We start from the raw sequence: 22,860 nt of genomic DNA, 5'->3' as shown, positions 1-22,860 counted from the left end.
AATGGATTTGCTGCGCTTCCTGCTGCTCCTGCCGATTCGCGCGGCGGGCTTCGTCTGGTGGCTGCTCGGCTGCGCGCTGCGCCCGCTGGTCGGCGACGTGTCGTGGACGGCGCCCGCATGGATGGGCGTCACCGCCGCGGCCGTGCGCCGTCGCCCGTGGCATGCGGGCGGCCTCGTGCTGCTCGCGGCCGCGCTCGGCTACGGCGGCTACTGGCTCAAGCATCGCCCGAAGCCGCCCGAGCCCGAAACCGTCGGCTTCACCGTGAAGGCGCCGGCGATCACCACCTACGAGGTGGACGACGCCGACAAGCCGAAGATCACCGTGCATCCGCTCGAAGTCGTGTTCGCGCAATCGGCCGCGCCGATCGAACGGGTAGGCAAGCCGGCCGGCGACGGCATCGAGATGACGCCCGCGTTGAAGGGCGCCTGGGAGTGGGTCGACGACAAGACGCTGCGCTTCACGCCGGCGGCCGACTGGCCGGTCGGCGCGCACGTCGACGTGCGTTTCGCGGTGCACCGGGTGTTCGCGCCGCAGGTGACGATGCGCGACGACCGTTTTGCCTTCGACCTGCCGGCGTTCGCTGCAACGTTCGGCAACAATGAGTTCTACCAGAATCCCGACAATCCGGCGGAGAAGCAGGCGCTGCTGCAATTGCGCTTCAACTACCCGGTCGATCCGGCCGAGTTCGAGAAGCGCATCGGCCTCGTGCTGGTCGGCCGCGACGGCAAGCCATCGACGCCGCTGCGCTACACCGTCAGCTACGACAAGATGAAGACGAGCGCGTGGGTCCACTCGCAGCCGCTCGAGATTCCGCGCGATCCGCTGGTGGCACGGCTCGACGTCGACAAGGGCGTGAAGAGCGCGCGCGGCGGCAACGGCACGCCCGACGTGCTGCACGCGTCGGTCGGCGTGCCGGGGCTCTACAGCCTGTCGATCGGCAACGTCGCGCCGACGCTCGTCGACAACGAGCGCTACGAGCCCGAGCAGGTACTCGTCGCGGAAGCGTCGGACGGCGTGCGCAGCGCCGACCTGGCTGCGCGCTCGAAGGCGTGGGTGCTGCCGAAGCGCAAGCCGGGCGTCGAGCAGTCGGACGACGATCCGCCATACGAATGGAACGTGTCCGACATCAGCGACGCGGTGCTGAAGCAGTCGAAGCCGCTGCCGCTCGACGTGGTGCCGACCGAGAACGACTACGCGACGCTGCAAAGCTTCAAGTATCACGCGACGCCGGGCGATCGCATCGTCGTGCGGTTCGCCGGCGACCTGAAATCGGCCGGCGGCTACCTGCTCGGCGAGCCGGTGACGACCGCGTTCACGGTGCCCGATTATCCGAAACTGCTGCGCTTCATGGCCGACGGTTCGCTGCTGTCGATGAGCGGCAGCAAGCGGCTGTCGGTCGTGTCGCGCAACCTGCCGGGGATGAAGGTCGAGATCGGCCGCGTGCTGCCCGACCAGCTTCAGCATCTCGTGAGCTTCAACAACGGCACGTACGCGCGCCCCGAGCTGTCGTACGCGTTCAGCGAGGATCACATCGTCGAGCGTTTCGTGCAGACGCGGGCGTTCCCGGCGGGCGACCCCGGCCACGCGCATTACGAAGGCATCGATCTCGGCCAGTACCTGAAGGGCGGCAAGCGCGGCGTATTCCTGCTGCACCTGACGAAGTACGATCCGGCCGCCGAAAAGAAGAAAGCCGACGATGCGAAGGACAGCGATGCATCGTCCGGCGACGGCGACAGCCAGGATCAATCCGACAGCGCCGATTCGGGCGACAGCAGCGGCAACGGCGGCGACGGCGACAGCGCACTCGGCGACACGCGCCTGATCGTCGTGACCGATCTCGGGATGCTGGTCAAGAAGGCGCTCGACGGCAGCCAGGACGTGTTCGTCCAGTCGATCCGCACGGGCAAGCCGGTGGCGGGCGCCACCGTGTCGGTGCTCGCGGTGAACGGCCAGGCGCTGTTCACGCAGACGACGGGCGCCGACGGCGTCGTGCATTTCCCCGCGTTCAAGGGCCTCGACCGCGAGAAGCGGCCGCAGTTGTACATCGTGAAGAAGGACACCGACCTGTCGTTCCTGCCGGTGGCCGGCCGCGATCGTCAACTCGATTTCTCGCGTTTCGACGTCGACGGCGAGCGCAATGCGACGGGCCAGGGGCAACTGTCCGCGTACCTGTTCTCGGATCGCGGCCTGTACCGGCCCGGCGATCCGTTCCACGTCGGCCTGATCGTGCGCGCGGCGAGCTGGGCGCGCAGCCCGGCCGGCGTGCCGCTGCAGGCGGAAATCGTCGACCCGCGCGGGATCACGGTCGAGCGCAAGCCGGTGACCGTCGATGCGACGGGCTTCACCGAGCTCGGCTATACGACCGCCGAAACGTCGCCGACCGGCACGTGGACCGTCAATCTCTACATCGTGAAGGACGGCCAGCCGGGCGCCGAGCCGATCGGCAGCACGACCGTGCAGGTGAAGGAGTTCCTGCCCGACCGGATGAAGGTCGATGCGAAGCTGTCGCAGCAGGTGGTCGAAGGGTGGGTGAAGCCGAAGGGGCTGAAGGGTGTCGTCGATGCGCAGAACCTGTTCGGCACGCCGGCGGAGAAGCGCCGCGTGGCGGCGACGCTGACGCTGCGCCCGGTGTGGCCGTCGTTCCGAAGCTGGCAGGGCTATCGCTTCTTCGACGCCCGCCGCGCGAAGGAGGGCTATACGACGACGCTGCAGGACGGCACGACCGACGACAAGGGCCACGCCGAGTTCGACCTCGATCTCGACAAGTACGCGGACGCGACCTACCAGCTCTACTTCCAGGCGAAGGCGTATGAAGCGGAAGGCGGGCGCAGCGTCGCCGCGAACGCGCAAGCGCTCGTGTCGAACAACGACTGGCTCGTCGGCTACAAGTCGGTCGACGATCTCGGCTACGTGAAGCGCGGCAGCCCGCGCACGGTGCAGCTCGTCGCGATCGATCCGAATGCGAAGGCGATCGACGTGAAGGACTTGCGCGCACAGCTCGTCGAGGAACGCTACGTGTCGGTGCTGACCAGGCAGGATTCCGGCGCATACAAATACGATTCGCGGCTGAAGGAAGTGCCGGTCGACGACAAGCCGCTGACGATCCCGGCGGCCGGGCTCGACTTCACGCTGCGTACCGACAAGCCGGGCAGCTATGCGCTCGTGATCCGCAACGCGGGCGGCGCCGCGGTGAACCGCATCGAGTATTCGGTGACGGGCGATGCGAACGTCACGCGTTCGCTCGATCGCAATGCGGAGCTGCAGGTGAGCCTGTCGAAACACGACTTCAAGCCGGGCGAGCAGGTGGAAATCGCGATTCGCGCGCCCTACGCGGGCAGCGGCCTGATCACGATCGAACGCGACAAGGTGTATGCGCACGCGTGGTTCCATGCGGATACGACGAGCTCGATCCAGCACATCACGGTGCCGGCCGGCTTCGAGGGCAACGGCTACATCAACGTGCAATACATTCGCGATCCGTCGTCCGATGAAATCTTCATGAGCCCGCTGAGTTACGGCGTCGTGCCGTTCTCCGTGAACCTCGATGCGCGCCGCAACGCGGTGTCGGTCGATGCGCCCGCGCTCGTGAAGCCCGGCGACACGGTGAATTTCACCGTGCATTCGGCGAAGCCCGCGAAGGTCGTCGTGTTCGCGGTCGACGAGGGCATCCTGCAGGTCGCGCGCTACAAGCTCGGCGATCCGCTGAAGTTCTTCTTCCGCAAGCGGATGCTCGAAGTCGGCACGTCGCAGATCCTCGACCTGATCCTGCCGGACTTCGAGAAGCTGATGGCGATGGCCGCGCCCGGCGGCGACGCCGACGATGCGATCGGCCGCCAGCTGAACCCGTTCAAGCGCAAGCGCGACAAGCCGGTGGTCTACTGGTCGGGGATCGTCGACGTGAACGGCGACACGCGCCTGAGCTATACCGTGCCCGACTACTTCAACGGCAAGCTGCGCGTGATGGCCGTGTCGGTGTCGCCGGACCTGATCGGTACGTTCGAAGGCGCGACGACGGTGCGCGGCGATTTCGTGCTGTCGCCGAACGTGCCGACGACGCTCGCGCCGGGCGACGAGGCCGACGTCAGCGTCGGCGTCTCGAACAACCTGACGGGCGTCGGCAACCAGCCGGTGCCGGTCGCGGTCACGCTGAAGACGGGCCCGCAGTTGCAGGTGATCGGGCCGGCCACGCAGAACGTCGCGCTCGCGCCGCAGCACGAAGGCGTCGCGATGTTCCGTGTGAAAGCGACCGACACGCTCGGCTCGGGTGCGCTGTCGTTCGGCGCGCGCTACGGCGCGAAGGGCGCGCAGCAGCGCGTCGACGTATCGGTGCGGCCGGCCGCCGCGTTCCGCACGCAGCTCGACATCGCGCGGCTCGATCCGGGCAAGAAGGCGAGCGTGCCGAACCTGCGCGCGATGTACGACGCGTATGCGTCGCGCGACGCGAGCATCTCGACCGCGCCGCTCGTGCTGTCCGAAGGGCTGTCGTCGTATCTCGTCAACTTCGAGCACGCCTGCAGCGAGCAGATGGTGAGCGCGGCCGTGCCGCGCGTGTTCGCGGCGAAGTGGCTGTCGGTGCGTGCGCTGACGAGCGCGATGCATGCGACCGATGCCGGCGCCGACGCGACGAACGCGGCAGCGATCGCGCAATTCCTCGGCGTGCTGCGCAGCCGGCAGAACGCGCAGGGCGGCTTCGGCCTGTGGAGCGCGACGCCCGATGCCGATCCGTTCGTGTCTGCCTACGCGATGCACGTGCTGCTCGATGCGCGCGAGCGCGGCGTCGCGGTGCCGAAGGACATGCTCGACGCGGGCAACGCGTATCTGCAGAAGCTCGCGGCGAACGATTCGCTCGGCTCGCTCGACCTGCTGCGGCAGCGTGCGTACGCGGTGTATCTGCTGACGCGCCAGGGCAACGTGACGACCAATAGCCTCGCGGCCGTGCAGAAGCGGCTGCAGGAAGCGTATCCGAACGACTGGAAGAACGATCTCGCGGCCGCGTGGCTCGCCGCGTCGTATCAACTGCTGAAGCAGGACAAGGAGGCCGCCGCGCTGATCGCCGGACCGCAGGCACTGCTCGAGCGCAAGCGTGCATCCGACGGCGGTTACGCGACGGGCTACTACGTCGATCCGCTGACGCGCGATGCGAGCGTGCTGTACCTGATCGCGAAGCACTTCCCGGACCGCGTGCGCAAGCTGTCGCCGCGCGCGATGGACAACCTCGCCGCGCCGCTCGTCGACAATCGCTACAACACGCTGTCGTCGGCGATGACGATCCTCGCGCTCGATGCGTATGCGACGTCGAGCGCGGGCCAGCTCGACCAGCTCGCGATCGACGAAGTGCGAACGGGTGCCGCGGCGAAGGACGTGTCGTCGATCCAGGCGAACCTCGTGCGCTCGGGCACGTGGTCGGCAGGTGCGTCGCGGGTCGACTTCGTGAACGGCAGCACGCTGCCCGCGTGGTGGATCGCAAGTCAGTCGGGCTACGACCGCGGCACGTCGACGAAGGCGATCAGGAACGGGCTGGAGATCGTGCGCGACTACACCGACACGAGCGGCAAGCCGCTCGCCAGCATCATGGTCGGCCAGGAGATCGACGTGCACCTGAAGATCCGCGCGACGGGTTCGGCGAGCGTCGGCAACATCGCAATCGTCGATCTGCTGCCGGGCGGCTTCGATCCGGTGATCGCGCCGCCGCCCGTCACCGACACGCAGGACGGCGACGGCAACGGCGACGGCGGCGCGTCGGCGCCGGTGGCCGATGCGCCGTGGCGTTCGCCGATCGGCGTGACGGGTTCGACGTGGCAGCCGCAGTTCGCGGACGTGCGCGAGGACCGCGTGGTGATCTACGGCACCGCGACGACCGACGTGCGCGAGTTCGTCTACCGGATCAAGGCGGGCAACGCGGGCCGTTTCGTCGCGCCGCCGGCCTATGGCGAATCGATGTACGACCGCCGCGTGCAGGCGCAGGCGCCGGGCGGCAAGACGCTGACGGTGGAGCGCGTGCGATGACGATGCGGTTGCAACGGCGTGGCCGGCCGCACCGGTTGCGAGGAGCGCCCGCACGTGGCTGACGGCGCTTCGGAGCGCCGGCGAGCGCTGCACGGCGCCGGCCGCTGGCTGCATCGCTGGCAGAACTGGATCGCCGGCGCGCTGCTCGTGTTCGGCGCGCTGGCCGCGTGCCGATTGTGGCCGCATCCGCCGCTGCGCGACTGGAAGCCGTCGTCGGTGGCGGTGGTCGACGCGCAGGGCCGGCTGCTGAGGCTCACGCTCGCGAAGGACGACCGCTACCGGATGTGGGTGCCGCTCGACCGGATGTCGCCGCAGCTCGTCGAGGCCGTGATGCTGCACGAGGACCGCTGGTTCTGGTGGCACCCCGGCTTCAATCCGTACGGGCTCGCGCGCGGCGCGTGGATCACGTACGTGCGCGGCGGCAATCCGCAGGGCGGCTCGACGCTGACGATGCAGCTCGCCCGCTCGCTGTGGAAGCTGAACACGCGCACGCCGGCCGGCAAGCTCGAACAGGTTGCGCGTGCGGTGCAGCTCGAACTCTTCTATTCGAAACGACAGATTCTCGAAGCGTATCTGAACGATGCGCCGTACGGCCGCAACGTCGAAGGCGCAGGCACCGCGAGCGTCGTCTATTTCGACCGGATGCCCGATGCGCTGACGCTGCCCGAGGCGCTCGCGCTCGCGGTGATACCGCAGGACCCGGCGCGGCGCGTGCGCGGCGGGCAGGACGAGATCAACCGCGCGCTGGCCGCGTCGCGCAACCGGCTGTATGCGCGCTGGCTGAAGCAGCATCCGGGCGATGCGTCGTTCAAGCCGCTGTTCGCGTTGCCGCTGGCGATGCGGCCGCTGTCCGCGCTGCCGTTCGACGCGCCGCACGCGGTCGACCAGGCGCTCGCCGCACGCAACGCGGGGCGCACGTCCTCGGGCGGCGGGGCAGCCGGCCGCGACGCCGACGCGCGGCTCGTGACCACGCTCGATCTCGACCTGCAGCGCATGCTGGAGCGGCAGATCGCCCGCTACGTGGCGCGCAACGACACGCGCGGCGTGCGCAACGCGGCGGCGATCCTCGTCGATACGCGCGACATGGGCGTGAAGGCGCTCGTCGGCTCCGCGAACTTCTTCGACCGCTCGATCGACGGACAGGTGAACGGCACGCTCGCGCGACGCTCGCCGGGCTCGACGCTCAAGCCGTTCATCTATGCGCTCGGCTTCGACCAGGGCGTGCTGCATCCGCAAACCGTGCTGCGCGACGTGCCGACTGCGTTCGGCCCGTATGCGCCGGAGAATTTCGACGGCCATTTTCTCGGGCCGATCACCGCGACCGACGCGCTGAACCGCAGCCGCAACGTGCCGGCCGTGTGGGTCGCGTCGCAGCTCAAGTCGCCCGATCTGTACGGGTTCCTGAAGGAAGCCGGCGTGCGCCGCCTCGCGAGCGCGCAGCACTACGGGCTCGCGCTCGTGCTCGGCGGCGGCGAGGTGACGATGCAGGATCTCGCGGCGCTGTACGCGATGCTCGCGAATCGCGGCGAGTTCCGGCCGCTGCGGCTGCGCGCGGACGAACCGGCGCCGAGCGGCCGGCGCCTGCTCAGCGCGGAGGCGAGCTACATGACGATGGACATGCTGCGCCAGCATCTGCGCCCCGACGAGACGAGCGGCGCGCAGCCGTCGAGCGTCCCCGTCTACTGGAAGACCGGCACGTCATGGTCGTTCCGCGATGCGTGGACGGCCGGCGTGTTCGGCCCGTACGTGCTGATCGTGTGGGTCGGCAATTTCGACAACTCGACCAATACGGCGTTCGTCGGCGTCGATGCGGCCGCGCCGTTGTTCTTCCAGGTCGTCGATGCGCTGAATGCCGAGCGCACGCTCGTCGAGCCGCCGCGTGCGGTGCCGCCGAAGCTGAAACGCGTGCGGATCTGCCTCGCGAGCGGTGATCTGCCGAACGAGTGGTGTCCGCAGCAGGGCTGGACGTGGTTCATTCCCGGCACGTCGCCGATTCGCGTGAGTACCGTGCACCGGCCGGTCGTGGTCGACGATGCGACGGGGAAGGCCGCATGCCCGCCGTACGACGGCAAGCGCACGCATACGGAGATTTTCGAGTTCTGGCCGTCCGATCTGCAGCAGGTGTTCGCGCAGGCCGGCATTCCGCGCCGGCGGCCGCCGCAGAACGCCGAATGTCGCGACGCGGGGCAGGTCGAAGGCGATCCGCCGCGCATCACGTCGCCGTTGCGCGGCAGTAAGTATGCGATGCGCGTGAAGCGCACGGAGGACACGCGCATCGCGTTCAACGCGACGGCCGATGCGAGCGCGCATGCGCTGTACTGGTTCGTCAACGATGCGTTCGTCGGGCGCAGTGCGCCGGGCGACGCGTTGTTCTGGCAGCCGCGCACGGCCGGCAGTTACACGGTGCGCGTGGTCGACGATCACGGGCGCAGCGACCAGCGGCCGCTGGGCGTCGGGCTGGAGCAGTAGCGGCGGTCCGTCCGCGCCGATTCAGACGCTGTAGCCGATCCGCAGGACACCCCACGGCCGTCCGCCGACGACGATGGGCGCGGACACGTCCTTCATCAGCGCGAACTGGCCGTTGCCCATGTCGCGCCGGTAGGTCTGCAGCAGGAACGGCTTGGTATGCGACACGGAGCTGCGCGCCGTCCGGTCCGTGTAGATCCGGCGGTTGCGGCAGTTCGCGGCGTTCCACGCGGCATCCGCGCGCTGCGGCAGCGAGAACTTCCGGTTGTGGGTCGGCAGGTAGCACTGCCGGTCGAAGCTCGCGCAATAGACGATGCGCGCGTCGGTCTCGAGCACCGGCTCCTGGAGGGCCGGCAGCACGCGATCGGTGAACGCCGTGAAGCGCGTCATGAACTGCTGCGGGTCGGTGCCGGGAATCGGTTCGTAGTGCGTGTCGAAGAGCGCGTCGAGCGCGATATCGCCGCGGCCGACCGCGTCCTCGAAAAGCTTGCTGATCGCGGCGGCCGTGTTCCGCGCGGTTTCGATGAAGCGCGTGTCGGGCGACTCGATGCCGGTCGCGGCCGTCAGCTCGATGAGCGTCTCGGACACGGTCAGCAGGTTGCCGAGCCGGTCCTTGGCCTGCGAGAAGTTGTCGGCCGAGTTCTCGACGCCGGACGCCATCTCGCCCACCTGCTCGTCGAGACGGTGGCATTGCGTCTCGATTTCGTCCGTCAGCGACGCAATCTGTTCGGCCTCGCCGGCGAGCTCGGTGATCGCGTGTCCGGTCGCGTGAACGACGTCGCCGATCGCGCGCGTGCCTTCGCGCACGCGGTGCGCGCGTGCGGCATTGTCGGTTCCCTCCGCGATCAGGTGTTCGGTCTGCTCGGCGAGCCGCGCGAGGGTCGTCTCGATCTGGGCCGTCGCCTGCCCGGTCTTCGCGGACAGGTTCTTGACCTCGGCGGCGACGACGGCGAAGCTGCGGCCCGCGTCGCCCGCGCGGGCAGCCTCGATCGCGGCGTTCAGCGCGAGCAGGTGCGTCTGGCGCGCGATGACGGAGATATCCTCGGATACGGCCCGCACGTGATCGAGCGCGTCGCGCAGTGCACCCATCTGGTCGCTGATCGTGGTGACGCCCTCGACGAGCCCGTGAATGTCGGCGAGCGACGCCTCGATCGTCTGCTGCGACTGACGGACCGCATCCGACGCATTGGCGCTGACGTCGCGCACCTGCTGCGCGGCCTCGGCGATCCGGTGGTTGCCGCGCAGCGTGAGCGCGGCCGATTCGCGCAGCGTGTGGCAGACCTGCGCCTGACGGGCGACGCGGGCGGCCACTTCCTCGACGTGGCCCGACACGTCGCAGATCTCGATGCCGAGCCTGCCGGCCTGCTCGGCGATGTCGCCGACGAGTGCGCGCGACGAACGGCGGCCGCGGCCGATTCCGAAGAAATTCACGTTGCTGGGTCTCCTTGAGAGCGTGCATGCCCGGTTCCTGGCGGATATCGGGTGCGCGCTCCTGACTTGACGGCAGCACGGCTGCGGACTTGAGACCGGGTAAACATCGAGACCGGCATTCCAGACGGTGCGACCGGTGCGGGGCAGCGCGCGTGGGTGCCGCGTTGTCGTGGCGTCCGCATGGCGGTGTGGCGCGAGACGGGCGGCACGTATCGGCCGCCCGTCCGCACGCGCTGCGTCAGAACACGTGATGAATGCCGGCGTTGACGCCGACCGTCGTGCCCGGCAACCCGTACAACGCGCCGCCCGTGATGCCGAGGCCCGTATTCATCGCGCCGTGGTTGTTGACGACGCCGACCTGCGCATACAGGCCCGTTCGCTTCGACAGGCTGTAGTCGGCGCCGACCGCGGCAAGCAGCGAATGATTGTGGGAGTCGTTGCGGTCGGTCGTGTACCACGCGCCGGTATTCAGGTCGAGGGCCGGCGTGACGCGATAGTCGAGACCGGCGCTGTACACGTTGTTGCTGAACGAGCCGGCGACCTTGTAGCTCGTGAACGACGCCTTGCCGGTTACGGGCCCGAACGTGTAGGCGGACCCGATCGTGCGGCCGACGAACGCCACCGTACTCGGAACCGGTGTGGGGGACGTACCGCCGTTCCCGTCGTAGAGCGCCGCGTTGAGCATGAAGCCGCCGTTCGTATAGGTGAGACTGCCGGAATACTGGCGTCCCGCCTGGAAGTCGCCGGCTTTTCCGCCGAACCCGAACATCGCGCTGGCCGTCAGACCGGCGATCGTCGGGCTCGTGTACGAAATCGCGTTCGGGTTGAAGAGACCCGTGACGAGCACGTTGTCGACGTACGGAATCAGTGCGGCGCCGAAGTGCGAGACGTTGCGCGGATCCGAGCCGAGTATCGCGAGCACGAACGGCGAGAACTGCAGGCCGACCTTCGTTTCGCCGAATCCGCCGTCGATCCCGACCCACGCCTGCCGGCCGAAGAAGTTACCGTTGGAATGGCCGAACGCGCCGTCCGTGATGTTGAAGCCGCTCTCCAGCTTGAATCTCGCGTGCAGCCCGCCACCGAGATCCTCGGTGCCCGTGATGCCGAAGTTGGTCGGCGTCATGCCCGTGTCGGTCAGTGCGAATTGGCGTCCGGCATTGCCGCCGGTTGCCGAGTCGAGCGATCGGTTCGTATAGAGCAACGCGGCGTCGAGATCGCCGTACAGCGTGACGCTGCTCTGGGCGAAACCGCTCGTGCTTGCCGCCGCGCCGATAAGCGCCGCGCAAATCGTCCATGTCCTGCTCTTCATCGTCTGTCTCCTTTTCGTGGAATTTGTATTAAGTAAAACTAATTGAAACTGCGGTGTCGGAATCGATGCGAGCCGCCGGCATGCCGTGCCGTCGGGGAATGCGCGGCGATGCTTCTCGCCGGCGCGAAGGTAGCCGCGAGCCCTGGGGGAGCGGCGCGCGGCCGCGCTTCGGCGCCGCAGTGAAGTGAGACGCCCGCCGTGGCGGGCGACATCACATCGAGCGGTTCAACTGTTCGAGGATGGCCGGGTTCTCGAGCGTGGACGTGTCCTGCGTGATCGCCTCGCCCTTCGCGAGCGAACGCAGCAGGCGCCGCATGATCTTGCCCGAGCGCGTCTTCGGCAGGTTGTCGCCGAAGCGGATGTCCTTCGGCTTCGCGATCGGCCCGATCTGCTTGCCGACCCAGTCGCGCAGCGTCTTCGCGAGCGCCGCCGCTTCCTCGCCTTCCGGACGCGAGCGCTTCAGCACCACGAACGCAACCACCGCCTCGCCGGTCGTATCGTCCGGACGGCCGACCACCGCGGCTTCGGCCACCAGCTCATGCGAAACCAGCGCCGATTCGATTTCCATCGTGCCGAGCCGGTGGCCCGACACGTTCAGCACGTCGTCGATCCGGCCCATGATCGTGAAGTAGCCGGTGTCCTTGTCGCGCACGGTGCCGTCGCCGGCCAGATACAGCCGCCCGCCGAGTTCTTCCGGGTAATAACTCTTCTTGAAGCGCTCCGGGTCGCCCCAGATCGTGCGGATCATCGCCGGCCACGGGCGCTTGACGACGAGAATGCCGCCCTGCCCGTTCGGCACGTCCTGGCCGGTTTCGTCGACCACCGCGGCCATGATGCCCGGCAGCGGCAGCGTGCACGAACCGGGCACGGTGGGCGTCGCGCCCGGCAGCGGCGTGATCATGTGGCCGCCCGTCTCGGTCTGCCACCACGTGTCGACGATCGGGCAGCGCTCCTGGCCGACGTGCTTGTGATACCACATCCACGCTTCCGGATTGATCGGCTCGCCGACCGTGCCGATGATGCGCAGGCTCGACAGGTCGTAGCTCTTCGGATGCACCTTGTCGTCGGCCTCGGCCGCCTTGATCAGCGAGCGGATCGCGGTCGGCGCCGTGTAGAACACGGTGACCTTGTGGTCGCCGATCATCTTCCAGAAACGGCCGGCGTCCGGGTAGGTCGGCACGCCCTCGAACACGACCTGCGTGCCGCCGCACGCGAGCGGGCCGTACGTGATGTACGTGTGGCCCGTGACCCAGCCGATGTCGGCCGTGCACCAGAACACGTCGGTGGGCTTCCAGTCGAAGGTCCACTTCATCGTCTGCGCGGCCCACAGCAGGTAGCCGCCCGTGCTGTGCTGCACGCCCTTCGGCTTGCCGGTCGAGCCCGACGTATACAGGATGAACAGCGGATGCTCGGCGCCGACCCATTCCGGCTCGCACTGGTCGGATTCGCCGTCCGTCAGTTCGTGCATCCACAGGTCGCGCCCGGCGTGCCAGTCGATCTTGCCGCCGGTGCGGCGATAGACGATCACGCTCTTCACGGCTTCGCAGCCGCCCAGCGCGAGCGCTTCGTCGGCGATGCTCTTCAGCGGCAGCGTCTTGCCGCCGCGCGCCTGCTCGTCGGCCGTGACGAGCGCCGTGGCGCCGACGTCGACGAGCCGCTCGTTCAACGACTTCGCGGAGAAGCCGCCGAACACGACCGAGTGCGTCGCACCGATACGCGCGCACGCCTGCATCGCGACGATGCCTTCGATCGACATCGGGATATAGATGACGACGCGGTCGCCCTTGCCGATTCCGCGTTTCTTCAGCGCATTCGCGAAACGCGACACACGCGCGAGGAGATCCGCATAGGTGACGCGCGTGACGGTGCCGTCGTCGGCCTCGAAAATCACCGCGACGCGCTCGCCGTTGCCGGCTTCGACGTGACGGTCGAGGCAGTTGTACGACGCGTTCAGCTCGCCGTCGTCGAACCACTTGTAGAACGGCGCGTTCGACTCGTCGAGCACCTTCGTGAACGGCTTGTGCCACGCGAGGCCCTCGCGCGCGAGGCGCGCCCAGAAGCCTTCGTAATCGTTCTCGGCCTCGGCGGCGAGCGCACGATAGGCCGGCATGCCGGAAATGGTCGCCGCCTGTTCGAGCGCCGCGGGCGGCGCGAACTGACGGGTTTCGTGAAGAACCGATTCGATCTTGGACAAGCGTGTCTCCATGCGTTCATGTGATTCCTGACTGCGCTCAGGAAAACGCAACATACGTGCCAGTCGCCCGATTGGTTCACCGATGCGGCGAAAGCCGCGACAGCCGGACGCATGACGTTCGATCCCGTCCGACGGGAGCGTCCCGGGCGGTCGCGCGACACGGCGCGGCGTTCATAAATGCAGCAGGATATGTTGCAGTCCTGAGCAGATGGCGACGAAGCCGGGGCCGGAAGCAGAAAGACGGTCGGCCGCGTCAGGCGAGTAGCGACCGCAGCGCCGGCGCGTGCCTGAATTGCCGGATGCGCTCCAGCGCCGCCACCTCGAGTTGGCGAACGCGTTCGGCCGACAGGTTCAGTTGGCGGCCGATCTCGCGCAGCGAATACTCGCTTTCGACATCGATACCGTATCTCAGGCGAAGAATCCAGGCTTGGCGCGCCGGCAGGCTGTCGATCAGCGACGCAACCGCCTCACGCAACTGGCCGGCACTCGCGGCTTCCTCCGGGGTCGGCGCATCGGGATCGATCGTGACGTCGCATAACGTAAGGTCGCGATCGGGCGAAACCGGCATGTCGGCGGAGATCGGCTCACGCACGATACCCATCAGCTCGCGCACCTTGTCGACGGGCAGCCGCATCTGCGTGGCGAGCGCCCGCGCGTCGGCGACGTCGCCGGTTCGTTGCCGGTGGATTCGTGCGAGCCGTGACAGCTTGTTCAGCGAATCGACCGTATGCGCGGGCACGCGTATCGTGCGTCCCAGATCGGCGAGCGCGTGCGTGATCGCCTGCCGGATCCACCAGGTTGCGTACGTCGAGAATTTGAAGCCGCGCCGAGGGTCGTAGCGATCGACGGCTTTCATCAGGCCGATATTGCCTTCCTGGATCAGATCGGGGAACGGCAGGCCGCGATCGGCATACCGTTTGGCGACCGACACGACGAGCCGCAGATTGCTCTGGAACAGCTTCGTTCTCGCAGGTTGCATCGCATGTTCGATACGCGACACCCGTGCGTCGAGCGCGATCGCGATGTCGAGCGGCAGCGGCGACTGGGCGGCTGCGCGAGCGAGCGCGCTGCGCGCTTCGATCAGCGCAGGCGCATGGCGAGCGAGTGCGGCGCTGCATTCGGGATGTGCGGCGCCGCATGCGTGCAACCACGCGCGTACGTCGTCGCATCGCGTGAAGAGGTCGTGGCGTGCGGGTTCGGTACGTATCCCCGAACGGGCGAGCACGTCGACGAGTCGTTTTTCGAACTTGCGAGCCCGAGTCGCGCGCTCGCCGTTCGCATGTCCGATACGTTCGATCGCGCGCGACGTGAACCGGATCCTGCCGGTCGACGCCGCGGCCTCGCGCAGCAGCGCCCGGTAACCGGCCGACGCGAAACCGTCGGCGTGCAACGCGCGGTGCATCGCCGCGGCCAGCTCGCCGGCACGTTCGAGCGCGTCGACGACCGTATCGCGCCACGCCGGGCTGTCGAGCGGCAGGCCGCCGGCGTCTTCCGGTGCCAAGGATTCCATGGTCGAATCGTCGGGTAGCGTCGGCGGCGCGCCCGCGGACGATTCGGCATTGCCCATCAACCCCGTCACGTAAACCGACGAAGCCACCTTGCCGGCGCGGATGTCGTCCGCGATCGCCGCGATGGCGGCGAGCGCGGCCGGGTCGCGGCTCAAGGCATCGACGCATGCCGCGCGACCGCTTTCCAGACGAAGCGCGAGCGCGATCTCTTCGTCGCGTTCGAGCAGCGGTGTGGCGCTCATTTCCCGCAGATAGAGCCGGACCGGGTCGCGGGTCCGGCCCGCGAGCAGATCGTCGGCCGCGAGCGGCGATGCGGCATGGGCGAGCGGCGACGTGACGTCCGACGCTTGCGCGAAATGCCCGTCGAGCGTCCATGCGGTGCGCGCGCCGGCATCCTCGCGCACCTCGATGCCAAGCTCGCGCAGCATCGACGCGGCCGCATCGAAATCCGCGCCTTCGGCTGCATCGTCGGGCAACGCATCGGCGATGTCGCCGTGCGTGACGTACCCGCGGTCAATGCTCAGCGCGATCAACGCATGCAGGTGTTCCGCGCGTACGGCATCCGCGTCGCGGGGCGGGCCGCCGTTGCCCTCGCGAGCGGGCCCGGCATCAAGCGAGCTTGGCATAGACGTTGCACCAGCCTTCGGCGGCCACCGCCTTGCCCGCGAACATCGGGCAAGTGCCGACGGATTCCCCGGCTGCGGCCTTGTAGAAGCGGCAGTTCGAACACGTCTGGCCGGCCTGATACTTCGGAAACTTGCCTGTATCGACAGTCGTTGCCTTGGCGCGGTAGCCGAGCGTCTTCGCTGCCGCGTCGTTTTCGTCGACGGGCGGTGCGGCGGCGAATGCGCGGGTGCCGGCTGCGAGTGCGGCGCACAGGCCGGCAGCCTGCGCGAAGAAGATTCTGCGATTGCGGGAAATCATGGAGTCATCCTGAACGAAATGAAAGAAAAAGCCCGGCCCGCGCGCCGGGCGTGCGTCCCGGCGCGGCGGTCTGCCGAAGCGAAAGCGGGCGGGAAGGTTACTTGCGCGGCCCGGCGATGAGCGGCGCCTTCGATGCGTTGGCGATATCGGCGGTCAGCTTGCCCTTCGACGCGTCGTAGCCGTTCGAGTACAGCAGGAACGCCATCAGGTCTTCGTATTCCTGTGCCGTCATCTTGCCGGGGCGATCGGCCGGCATGTTGCTCGACATGTACAGGAAGATGCCGCCCACCGTGATATGCGACTTGCCCTCGGGAGCGAACGCCTCGCCGCTCAGCGCGGGAGCCGTATTGCCCTCGAGCTGGTCGCCGTGGCATTTCGCGCAGGCGTCGGCGTAGAGCTTCCTGCCGTGCTGCACCTGGGTCTCGTCGAACGACGGGATGCCGCTGCCTTCGCCGGTCGACACCTTGATGAAGCCGGTCCCTGCCGGCCGCTGCGTGGACGCGATCGCGCCGTCGAGAAACCTGCCGGGCGTCCGTGCGGCGGCCGCTTGCGCGACGGACTCGGGAAGCGTCCATCCGCGCGTGAGCGACGCGAGGCGGCCGTCGCCGCTCATCGTCGTCAGCGCGGCGTCGATGCGCTGTTGCAGCGCGACCTTGCCCGGCCCGAATGCGAACGACAGTTGCCAGTCGGAGTACGGCGACGAGGTTGCCGCGACCCGGAAGTGCAATGGCCGGTGTGCGTGCTCGTATGCGACGACGCTCGGATACCAGACGATCGCGCGCTGTGCGCGACCGGCGGCGAGCGCGCCGATCGTTTTCTCGCTGGTGTTTTCGAGGTCGAAGCGGGCATTCGCCTGCTGCGCGGCGATCAGTTGCGACGGGCTACCGTACGTGGCGGCGATCGTTTCCTTCGCACCGGACGGCGCCTGCGCATCACGCAGCGACACGCTGACGTAGCCGGAGCGCAGGTAGCCCTGCGAGAACGTCATCTTCGATCCCGACGCATCGGCGATGGCCGAGCGCGGGAAGCCGGCGATCACGTCGCAATCGCGTTCGAGCGATTTCGTCAGCTCGCCGGCGGAGATGCCGTCGTCGTCGCCGTTGTCGTCGACGCCGCGCTTGTTGAAGGTTGCAGCGATGCCCGCGGTGCGGAACACTTCGCGTGCGACGGATCGGTCGAGTGCCGTGGTCGGGCTGCCGGGCAGCGTGCAGATGCGCACGCCGGCCGCCGCGGCTGTCGGTGTCATCGCCACGCCCACGGCGAGCAGACTGGCGACGGTAACGGAAGTGAGACGAGTATTCATGGTCGTGTGTCCGGTTGAAGCGGGTGGGCGTCGCGCCCGCATCGGGCGCATGCGGGCGCGACTCGGGCCGGGCGTGCGTTCAGTCGAGCGCGAACACGTAGAGCGTGCCGCCGCGCGGAACGTCCTTCGCGATGTCGGCCATCGGGCCGCCCCAGATCGGGTTCGCGCCGCCATAGCCGGCAAGCACGGCGACATACTCCTTGCCGTCGACCTCGTACACGGACGGCTGCGAAATGATGCCGCTCGCCAGTTGCGGGCTTTCCCAGAGCACCTTGCCGGTCGTCGTGTCGAACGCGTACAGGTGGCCGTCGAGCGAACCGCTGAACGCGAGGCCGCTCGCGGTGGTCGCGACGCCGCCGTTCCACGGCTTCTTCGACCAGTGGCTCCACAGCTTCTTGCCGGTGTTCACGTCGATGGCCGTCAGCTCGCCGTAGCCTTCGCTGCCCGGTTCGGGCTTGATCTCGAAGCCTTCGCCGAGATACGGCAGGCCTTCCATGTAGCTGACCGACTTGCCGGTCAGGCTCATGCACGCATGTAACGCGGGCACGACCGCGATGTTGCGTTCCTGGTCGTACGAGATCGACCACCAGTTCTTGCCGCCGAGGAAGCTCGGGCACGTTTCGATCGTCGTGCCGGCCTTCGGGAACTTCGATTCGTCCTGGATCGGCTTGCCTTCGGCCGTGTAGCCGGTGACGGACAACGCCTTCACGAACGGGGTCGCGTAGATCAGCTTGCCGGTGGTGCGGTCGATCGCATGGAAGAAGCCGTTGCGGTCCGCGTGAATGATCGCGTCGTAGTCCTTGCCCTTGTACTTGATGTCGGCAAGGACGGCCGCGTTCACGCCGTCGTAGTCCCACGTGTCGTTGTTGGTGTACTGGTAGTGCCACTTCAGGTTGCCGTTCTTCGCATCGAGCGCGAGCAGCGAGTCGGAATACAGGTTGTCGCCGGGGCGCAGCGCCGCGAGCCACGGGCCGGGGTTGCCGACACCCCAGTACAGCGTGCGGGACGCGGCGTCGTACGTGCCGGTGAGCCACGCGGCGCCGCCGCCATGGCTCTGCATGCCGTCGGGCCACGTTTCGGCGCCTTTTTCGCCGGCAGCGGGGATCGTGTAGCGTTTCCAGACCTGTGAGCCGTCCTCTGGATTCAGCGCGGCGATGTACCCGCGAATTCCGTATTCGCCGCCGGACGTGCCGACGACGATCGCGCCGTCGATCGCGAGCGGTGCGAGCGAGAACGCGTAGCCGAGGCCCGGCTCGAACATCTGCTTCTTCCACACGAGATTGCCGGTCTGCGCGTCGAGCGCCGCGATTTCGCCGCTCAGCATCGCGATGTAGACGTTCTTGCCGTACAGCGCGACGCCGCGGTTGACGACGTCGCAGCATGCGGTCTTGAACGATGCCGGACCGAGCTTCGGCTCGTACTTCCACAGCTGCCTGCCGGTCTTCGCGTCGAACGCATAGACGTTGTCCTTCGGCGTCGTCACGAACAGATAGTTGCCGTTGACGATCGGCGTGGCCTCGAAGCCTTGCTTCAGGTCGGCGGGGAACTTGTACGCCCACACCTGCTTGAGATCCTTCGCGTTCGACGTGTCGATCTGCTTGAGCGGCGAGTGCGAGCGGCCGTCGTAGGTGCGGTAGTAGGTGAGCCAGCCGGGATCGCCATGCGCATCGGTCAGGCGCTGGTAGGTCACGGCCGGATAGTCCGCGGCCGCTTCGACGAGGCCGGGGTTCAGCGCGACGGCGGCCGCCACCGCGATTCCGATCGTCGCCAGCCGGCTCGCTGAAGCCGAGAATTTCTTCATGGTTGTCTCCTGGGTCATTGTGGTCGCACCGCCGCGCACGTTTCGTCGCGCCGGCACGGTTGGGTTCCGGGCCGAGTGCACTGCCGGTTACGCAAATCGTATGCCATTGCGGCGCGAGCGCGGTGTGGCGCGGCATACCGGGGCATCGCAGGCGATGTGTCGATGGACGACGCGCGCCATGGCGCTCGCGAAGGTGTTGCATTCGGGTACACCGCCGCGCACGAAGTGTTGCCAAACATGACAGGTGGCGCAGGACGCAGCACGGTGGGCGGTCGCCGTCGCCGGTGCATGCCGTTCGAATGCGATGCGCGGTGCCGTGCGTGCCGCATGCGCTCGCCGCGCTGGCACGGTTTTCGCACGCCAGCATCGCGACAACCCGTCGCGCGCGGTACCTCGTACCGGGTGGGCGGAATACAAATAGGGAGACGACGGAAATGATCAGGAGACCAAAGGCAGGCGGACGATACGGCACGATGCGAAGCGACCGGCGTGCGCAATGCGTCGGCACGACCCTCGGGGCGCTCGCGCTGTTCGGCATGTCGCCCGGTGGGGCGCACGCGCAGCAGCAGGCGGACGGCGCCGCCCTCGCGCCGCACGAGTCGGCCGTCATGCTGCCTGCGGTGGTCGTCGTCGGCACGACGCCGCTGCTCGGGATCGGCACGCCGCTGTCGAAGGTGCCGGCGAATGTGCAGACGGTGCGCGCGGCGGAACTCGACGTGCAGCACCGCGCGACGCTCGCCGATTTCTTTGCCGCGAACCTGCAGAGCGTGACGATTTCGGACGCGCAGGGCAACGCGTACCAGACGGACGTCAACTATCGCGGCTTCACCGCGTCGCCGCTGCTCGGCACGCCGCAGGGATTGTCGGTGTTCGTCGACGGCGTGCGCGTGAACGAGCCGTTCGGCGACGTCGTGAACTGGGACATCCTGCCGATGCAGGCGATCGATCGCGTGCAGCTGATTCCGGGCTCCAACCCGGTATACGGGCGCAATACGCTCGGCGGCGCGCTCGCGATCACGACGAAGAACGGCAAGTCGAATCCGGGCGGCGAAGCGGAGGTGTCGGGCGGCGCGTGGGGTCGCAAGACCGCGGGCATCGAGCAGGGCGGGACGATTGGCTCGAACCTCGACTACTACGCGACCGCGAACGTCGCGAACGACGGCGGCTGGGCGGACCATAATGCGAGTCGCGTGCGGCAGGCGTTCGGCAAACTGCGCTACACCGATGCGGACACGACGCTGTCGATCGCCGCAGGCGGCGCGGACAACACGCTGTCCGGCACCCAGACGATCCCGCGCTCGTTCCTCGACAACCCGAAGCAGGCGTATACGTATCCCGACAGGAACCGCAACAGCGCCGGATACCTGACGCTGTCCGGAGACCGTTTTTTCGGCGAGCAGGTCGAGTTGAGCGGCAATGCGTACTACCGGCACCTGCGTAACACCAACACCAGCAGCAACAACAATACGGACTACGGATCGGCGGACGATGACGGAACGGTCGACACGCTGCAAGGCAGCAATGCACGATCGACGGTCGTTACCGACAGCTACGGCGGCAGCGTGCAACTCACGCTGCTCGGCAAGCTCGGCGGGATGGCGAACCGGTTCGTCGCGGGCGTTTCGGCGGATGTCGCGAACTCGAGCTACGTCGCGTCGTCGCAGGACGCGTATTTCACCGACGCGCGCGCGGCAATCGGCCTCGGCGATTTCGTCCAGCAGACCAGCGCGAAGACGCGCAATGCGAATTTCGGCGTATACATGAGCGACGCACTGTCGCTGACGCCGCACTGGACGCTGACGCTGTCGGGCCGCTACGACTGGTCGAAAGCGCAGGTCGGCGACGAGAGCGGCATGCAGCCGCTGCTCGACGGCAACCACGTGTTCTCGCGCCTGAACCCGGCGGTCGGGCTCAACTGGAACCCGATCGCGGGTATCACCGCGTATGCGGCCTACAACGAAGGCATGCGTTCGCCGACCGCGATCGAACTCGCCTGCGCGGATCCCTCCGCCCCGTGTTCGCTGCCGAACGACTTTATCGCCGACCCGGCGCTCAGGCCGGTGATTTCGAAGACGTTCGAAGCCGGCGTGCGTGGCCGCATCGGCGCCGCGACGACCTGGAGCGCCGCGGCCTATCGCACGACGTTGACCGACGATATCCAGTTCATCAGCAGCCCGGCGAGCGCGCAGGGCTATTTCCGCAACGTCGGCGATACGCGGCGGCAGGGCATCGAGCTCGCAGGCCATACGCGGCTCGGCCTGCTCGGCGTCGGGCTGTCGTACAGCTACGTCGATGCGACTTACCGATCGTCGTGGACCGAACACAGCCCGGCGAATTCGGCGGCGGACGCAAGCGGCAACGTGACGGTCAAGCCGGGCGATCGCATTCCCGGTATTCCCGCGCATACGATCAAGCTGCGGCTCGACTATGCGGCAACGCCGGCGTGGGACATCGGCACGAATCTCACGTGGCGCGGCGGCGTCTACGCGCGCGGCGACGAGAACAACGCGGACGTCAACGGCAGGCTCGCGGGGTACGTGCTGGTCGACCTCGACATGCGCTACCGGATCACGAAGCGGTTCGAGGTGTTCGCGAGCGTGACGAACCTGCTCGACAAGCGCTACGCGAGCTTCGGCGCGCTTGGCCAGAATTTCTTCAACGGGCCGAACCACACGTTCAACGGCGCCAATCCGGTAAACGAACAGTTCGTCGGGCCGGGCGCGCCGCGCGGCGCATGGATCGGCGTGCGCTATGCGTGGGATTGAGCGCGGCGCGGTGGCGCGGGTCGTCGCGCCGCGATGCAGCCCGCGCGGGGGGGGGCGTCACGGGAACGGCGCCGTCGCGAACATCGCACGCACGGCGCGTGCGACGCTGCGCGCCAACGCGGGATCGCTTGCCAGATGTCCTGCCTTCACGCGCTCGATCACGACGTCGGGTGCGGCCCGCGCGAGGCGGTCGACGTTGTCGATCGGGCAGACGGGATCGTGCATCCCGTGCGCGGCGAACAGTGGCACCCCGGCCTGCACGGCCCGATGCGCGAGCGCGAGCACGCGGCGCTCGCCGAGCCAGCAATCGCGCTGCAGGTAGTGCGCCTGGATCCGGTATTTGTCGATCAGCAGGGCGGCCGTCTTGCCCGAGCGGACCGCACGCACCGGCGAGCGCCGTGTGCATGACGATGCGAGGAGGGCGTTTTCGTACGCGTGCCATGCGAGCGCCACCGCGCGCTGTCGGCCCGTGCTCGCGCCGTGGCGCAACCGCTGCGCGCAGCGCGCCAGCAGGCGCTCCGGCGGCCCGCCGCCGGCTGCCGCATGCAGGCGCCGCCATTCGCGGGGCGCACGCGTGCGGGAGGTCATGAACAGCCCGCGGATTTCGCGTGGCGACGTCAGGAACAGGCCGCGCAGTACGACACCGGTCACCCGCTCCGGATGCGTGCCCGCATACGCGAGCGCGAGCGCGGCGCCCCACGAGCCTCCTACGACGCCCCAGCGCGCAATGCCGAGCCGCTCGCGCACCGCCTCCAGATCGGCGATCAGCTGCGCGGTGCGGTTGTGACGCGTGCCGCCGCGCGGTGCCGACGCGCCCGCGCCGCGCTGGTCGACGAGCACGACACGCACGCGCGCGAGGTCGAACAGTCGCAGGATGCCGGTCTGGCTGCCGCTGCCGGGACCGCCGTGCAGCACGACGACCGGATGGCCCTGCGCGGCGCCGGCCGTTGCGAAGGCGATCGATTGCGCGTCACGACGCATGCGCAGGCGGGCAGGCGTTGCTCGCGACGTCGGTGTGTCGGGCGGGACCCGCAGCGCGGGCGACGGCGCGGAGGGAATCGGGCGACGCATCATGGCGATAGGGTTCTGGCGGAATCGGGAGGCGTGAACGTTGACGGCCGGGCAGCCTGATCTGTGTCAAAGCCAGAAACG

The 22,860-nt window shown here is 68.1% G+C and carries 11 protein-coding genes; 3 read left to right on the top strand and 8 right to left on the bottom strand.

The window, feature by feature from the left end; genetic code table 11:
* Position 1: 1 nt before the first annotated feature.
* Entirely contained in the window at positions 2-6,007 is a 6,006-nt protein-coding gene (locus tag WJ16_RS30280) for an alpha-2-macroglobulin (RefSeq protein WP_069260650.1), read from the top strand.
* Positions 6,008-6,061: 54 nt separating this feature from the next.
* The gene (gene pbpC / locus WJ16_RS30275) at positions 6,062-8,476 is read left to right on the top strand and encodes a penicillin-binding protein 1C (protein ID WP_069261224.1); all 2,415 of its coding nucleotides are present in this window, start codon (positions 6,062-6,064) and stop codon (positions 8,474-8,476) included.
* A gap of 21 nt (positions 8,477-8,497) precedes the next feature.
* Here the strand turns inward: pbpC and WJ16_RS30270 are convergent, their stop codons facing one another.
* The 7 genes from WJ16_RS30270 to WJ16_RS30240 form a co-directional block, all read right to left on the bottom strand.
* Positions 8,498-9,904, bottom strand: coding sequence for a methyl-accepting chemotaxis protein (locus tag WJ16_RS30270; RefSeq protein ID WP_069260649.1), 1,407 nt, complete (start codon positions 9,902-9,904; stop codon positions 8,498-8,500).
* A 238-nt stretch (positions 9,905-10,142) separates the two neighbouring features.
* Complete coding sequence (locus WJ16_RS30265; protein ID WP_069260648.1) at positions 10,143-11,213, bottom strand: porin; 1,071 nt, start codon at positions 11,211-11,213, stop codon at positions 10,143-10,145.
* 211 nt (positions 11,214-11,424) lie between these two features.
* Entirely contained in the window at positions 11,425-13,407 is a 1,983-nt protein-coding gene (gene acs / locus WJ16_RS30260) for an acetate--CoA ligase (protein ID WP_069261223.1), read from the bottom strand.
* 253 nt (positions 13,408-13,660) lie between these two features.
* Complete coding sequence (locus WJ16_RS30255; protein ID WP_069260647.1) at positions 13,661-15,541, bottom strand: sigma-70 family RNA polymerase sigma factor; 1,881 nt, start codon at positions 15,539-15,541, stop codon at positions 13,661-13,663.
* Complete coding sequence (locus tag WJ16_RS30250; protein WP_069260646.1) at positions 15,525-15,839, bottom strand: high-potential iron-sulfur protein; 315 nt, start codon at positions 15,837-15,839, stop codon at positions 15,525-15,527. The genes WJ16_RS30255 and WJ16_RS30250 overlap by 17 nt, the downstream gene beginning before the upstream one ends.
* 97 nt (positions 15,840-15,936) lie before the next feature.
* Entirely contained in the window at positions 15,937-17,142 is a 1,206-nt protein-coding gene (locus WJ16_RS30245; RefSeq protein WP_069260645.1) for a c-type cytochrome, read from the bottom strand.
* A gap of 79 nt (positions 17,143-17,221) precedes the next feature.
* Positions 17,222-18,943, bottom strand: coding sequence for a methanol/ethanol family PQQ-dependent dehydrogenase (locus tag WJ16_RS30240; protein WP_069260644.1), 1,722 nt, complete (start codon positions 18,941-18,943; stop codon positions 17,222-17,224).
* A 434-nt stretch (positions 18,944-19,377) separates the two neighbouring features.
* Here WJ16_RS30240 and WJ16_RS30235 point away from each other — a divergent pair, with 434 nt between their 5' ends.
* The gene (locus tag WJ16_RS30235) at positions 19,378-21,708 is read left to right on the top strand and encodes a TonB-dependent receptor (RefSeq protein WP_069260643.1); all 2,331 of its coding nucleotides are present in this window, start codon (positions 19,378-19,380) and stop codon (positions 21,706-21,708) included.
* 57 nt (positions 21,709-21,765) lie between these two features.
* Here WJ16_RS30235 and WJ16_RS30230 read toward each other — a convergent pair whose 3' ends face one another.
* Positions 21,766-22,782 (bottom strand): alpha/beta fold hydrolase, encoded by a 1,017-nt coding sequence (locus WJ16_RS30230; RefSeq protein WP_069260642.1) that lies wholly within the window; start codon positions 22,780-22,782, stop codon positions 21,766-21,768.
* Positions 22,783-22,860 lie beyond the last annotated feature (78 nt).

Source organism: Burkholderia metallica, assembly GCF_001718555.1.
GTDB lineage: Bacteria > Pseudomonadota > Gammaproteobacteria > Burkholderiales > Burkholderiaceae > Burkholderia > Burkholderia metallica.
This window is presented reverse-complemented; position numbering and strand designations above follow the sequence as displayed.

Bases quoted from the DNA above. Each gene is read 5' to 3' on its own strand.
- WJ16_RS30280 (WP_069260650.1), top strand. From the start codon at position 2: ATGGATTTGCTGCGCTTCCTGCTGCTCCTGCCGATTCGCGCGGCGGGC.
- WJ16_RS30265 (WP_069260648.1), bottom strand. From the start codon at position 11,213: ATGAAGAGCAGGACATGGACGATTTGCGCGGCGCTTATCGGCGCGGCG.
- WJ16_RS30255 (WP_069260647.1), bottom strand. From the start codon at position 15,541: ATGCCAAGCTCGCTTGATGCCGGGCCCGCTCGCGAGGGCAACGGCGGC.
- WJ16_RS30250 (WP_069260646.1), bottom strand. From the start codon at position 15,839: ATGATTTCCCGCAATCGCAGAATCTTCTTCGCGCAGGCTGCCGGCCTG.
- WJ16_RS30245 (WP_069260645.1), bottom strand. From the start codon at position 17,142: ATGAATACTCGTCTCACTTCCGTTACCGTCGCCAGTCTGCTCGCCGTG.
- WJ16_RS30240 (WP_069260644.1), bottom strand. From the start codon at position 18,943: ATGAAGAAATTCTCGGCTTCAGCGAGCCGGCTGGCGACGATCGGAATC.
- WJ16_RS30235 (WP_069260643.1), top strand. From the start codon at position 19,378: ATGATCAGGAGACCAAAGGCAGGCGGACGATACGGCACGATGCGAAGC.
- WJ16_RS30230 (WP_069260642.1), bottom strand. From the start codon at position 22,782: ATGATGCGTCGCCCGATTCCCTCCGCGCCGTCGCCCGCGCTGCGGGTC.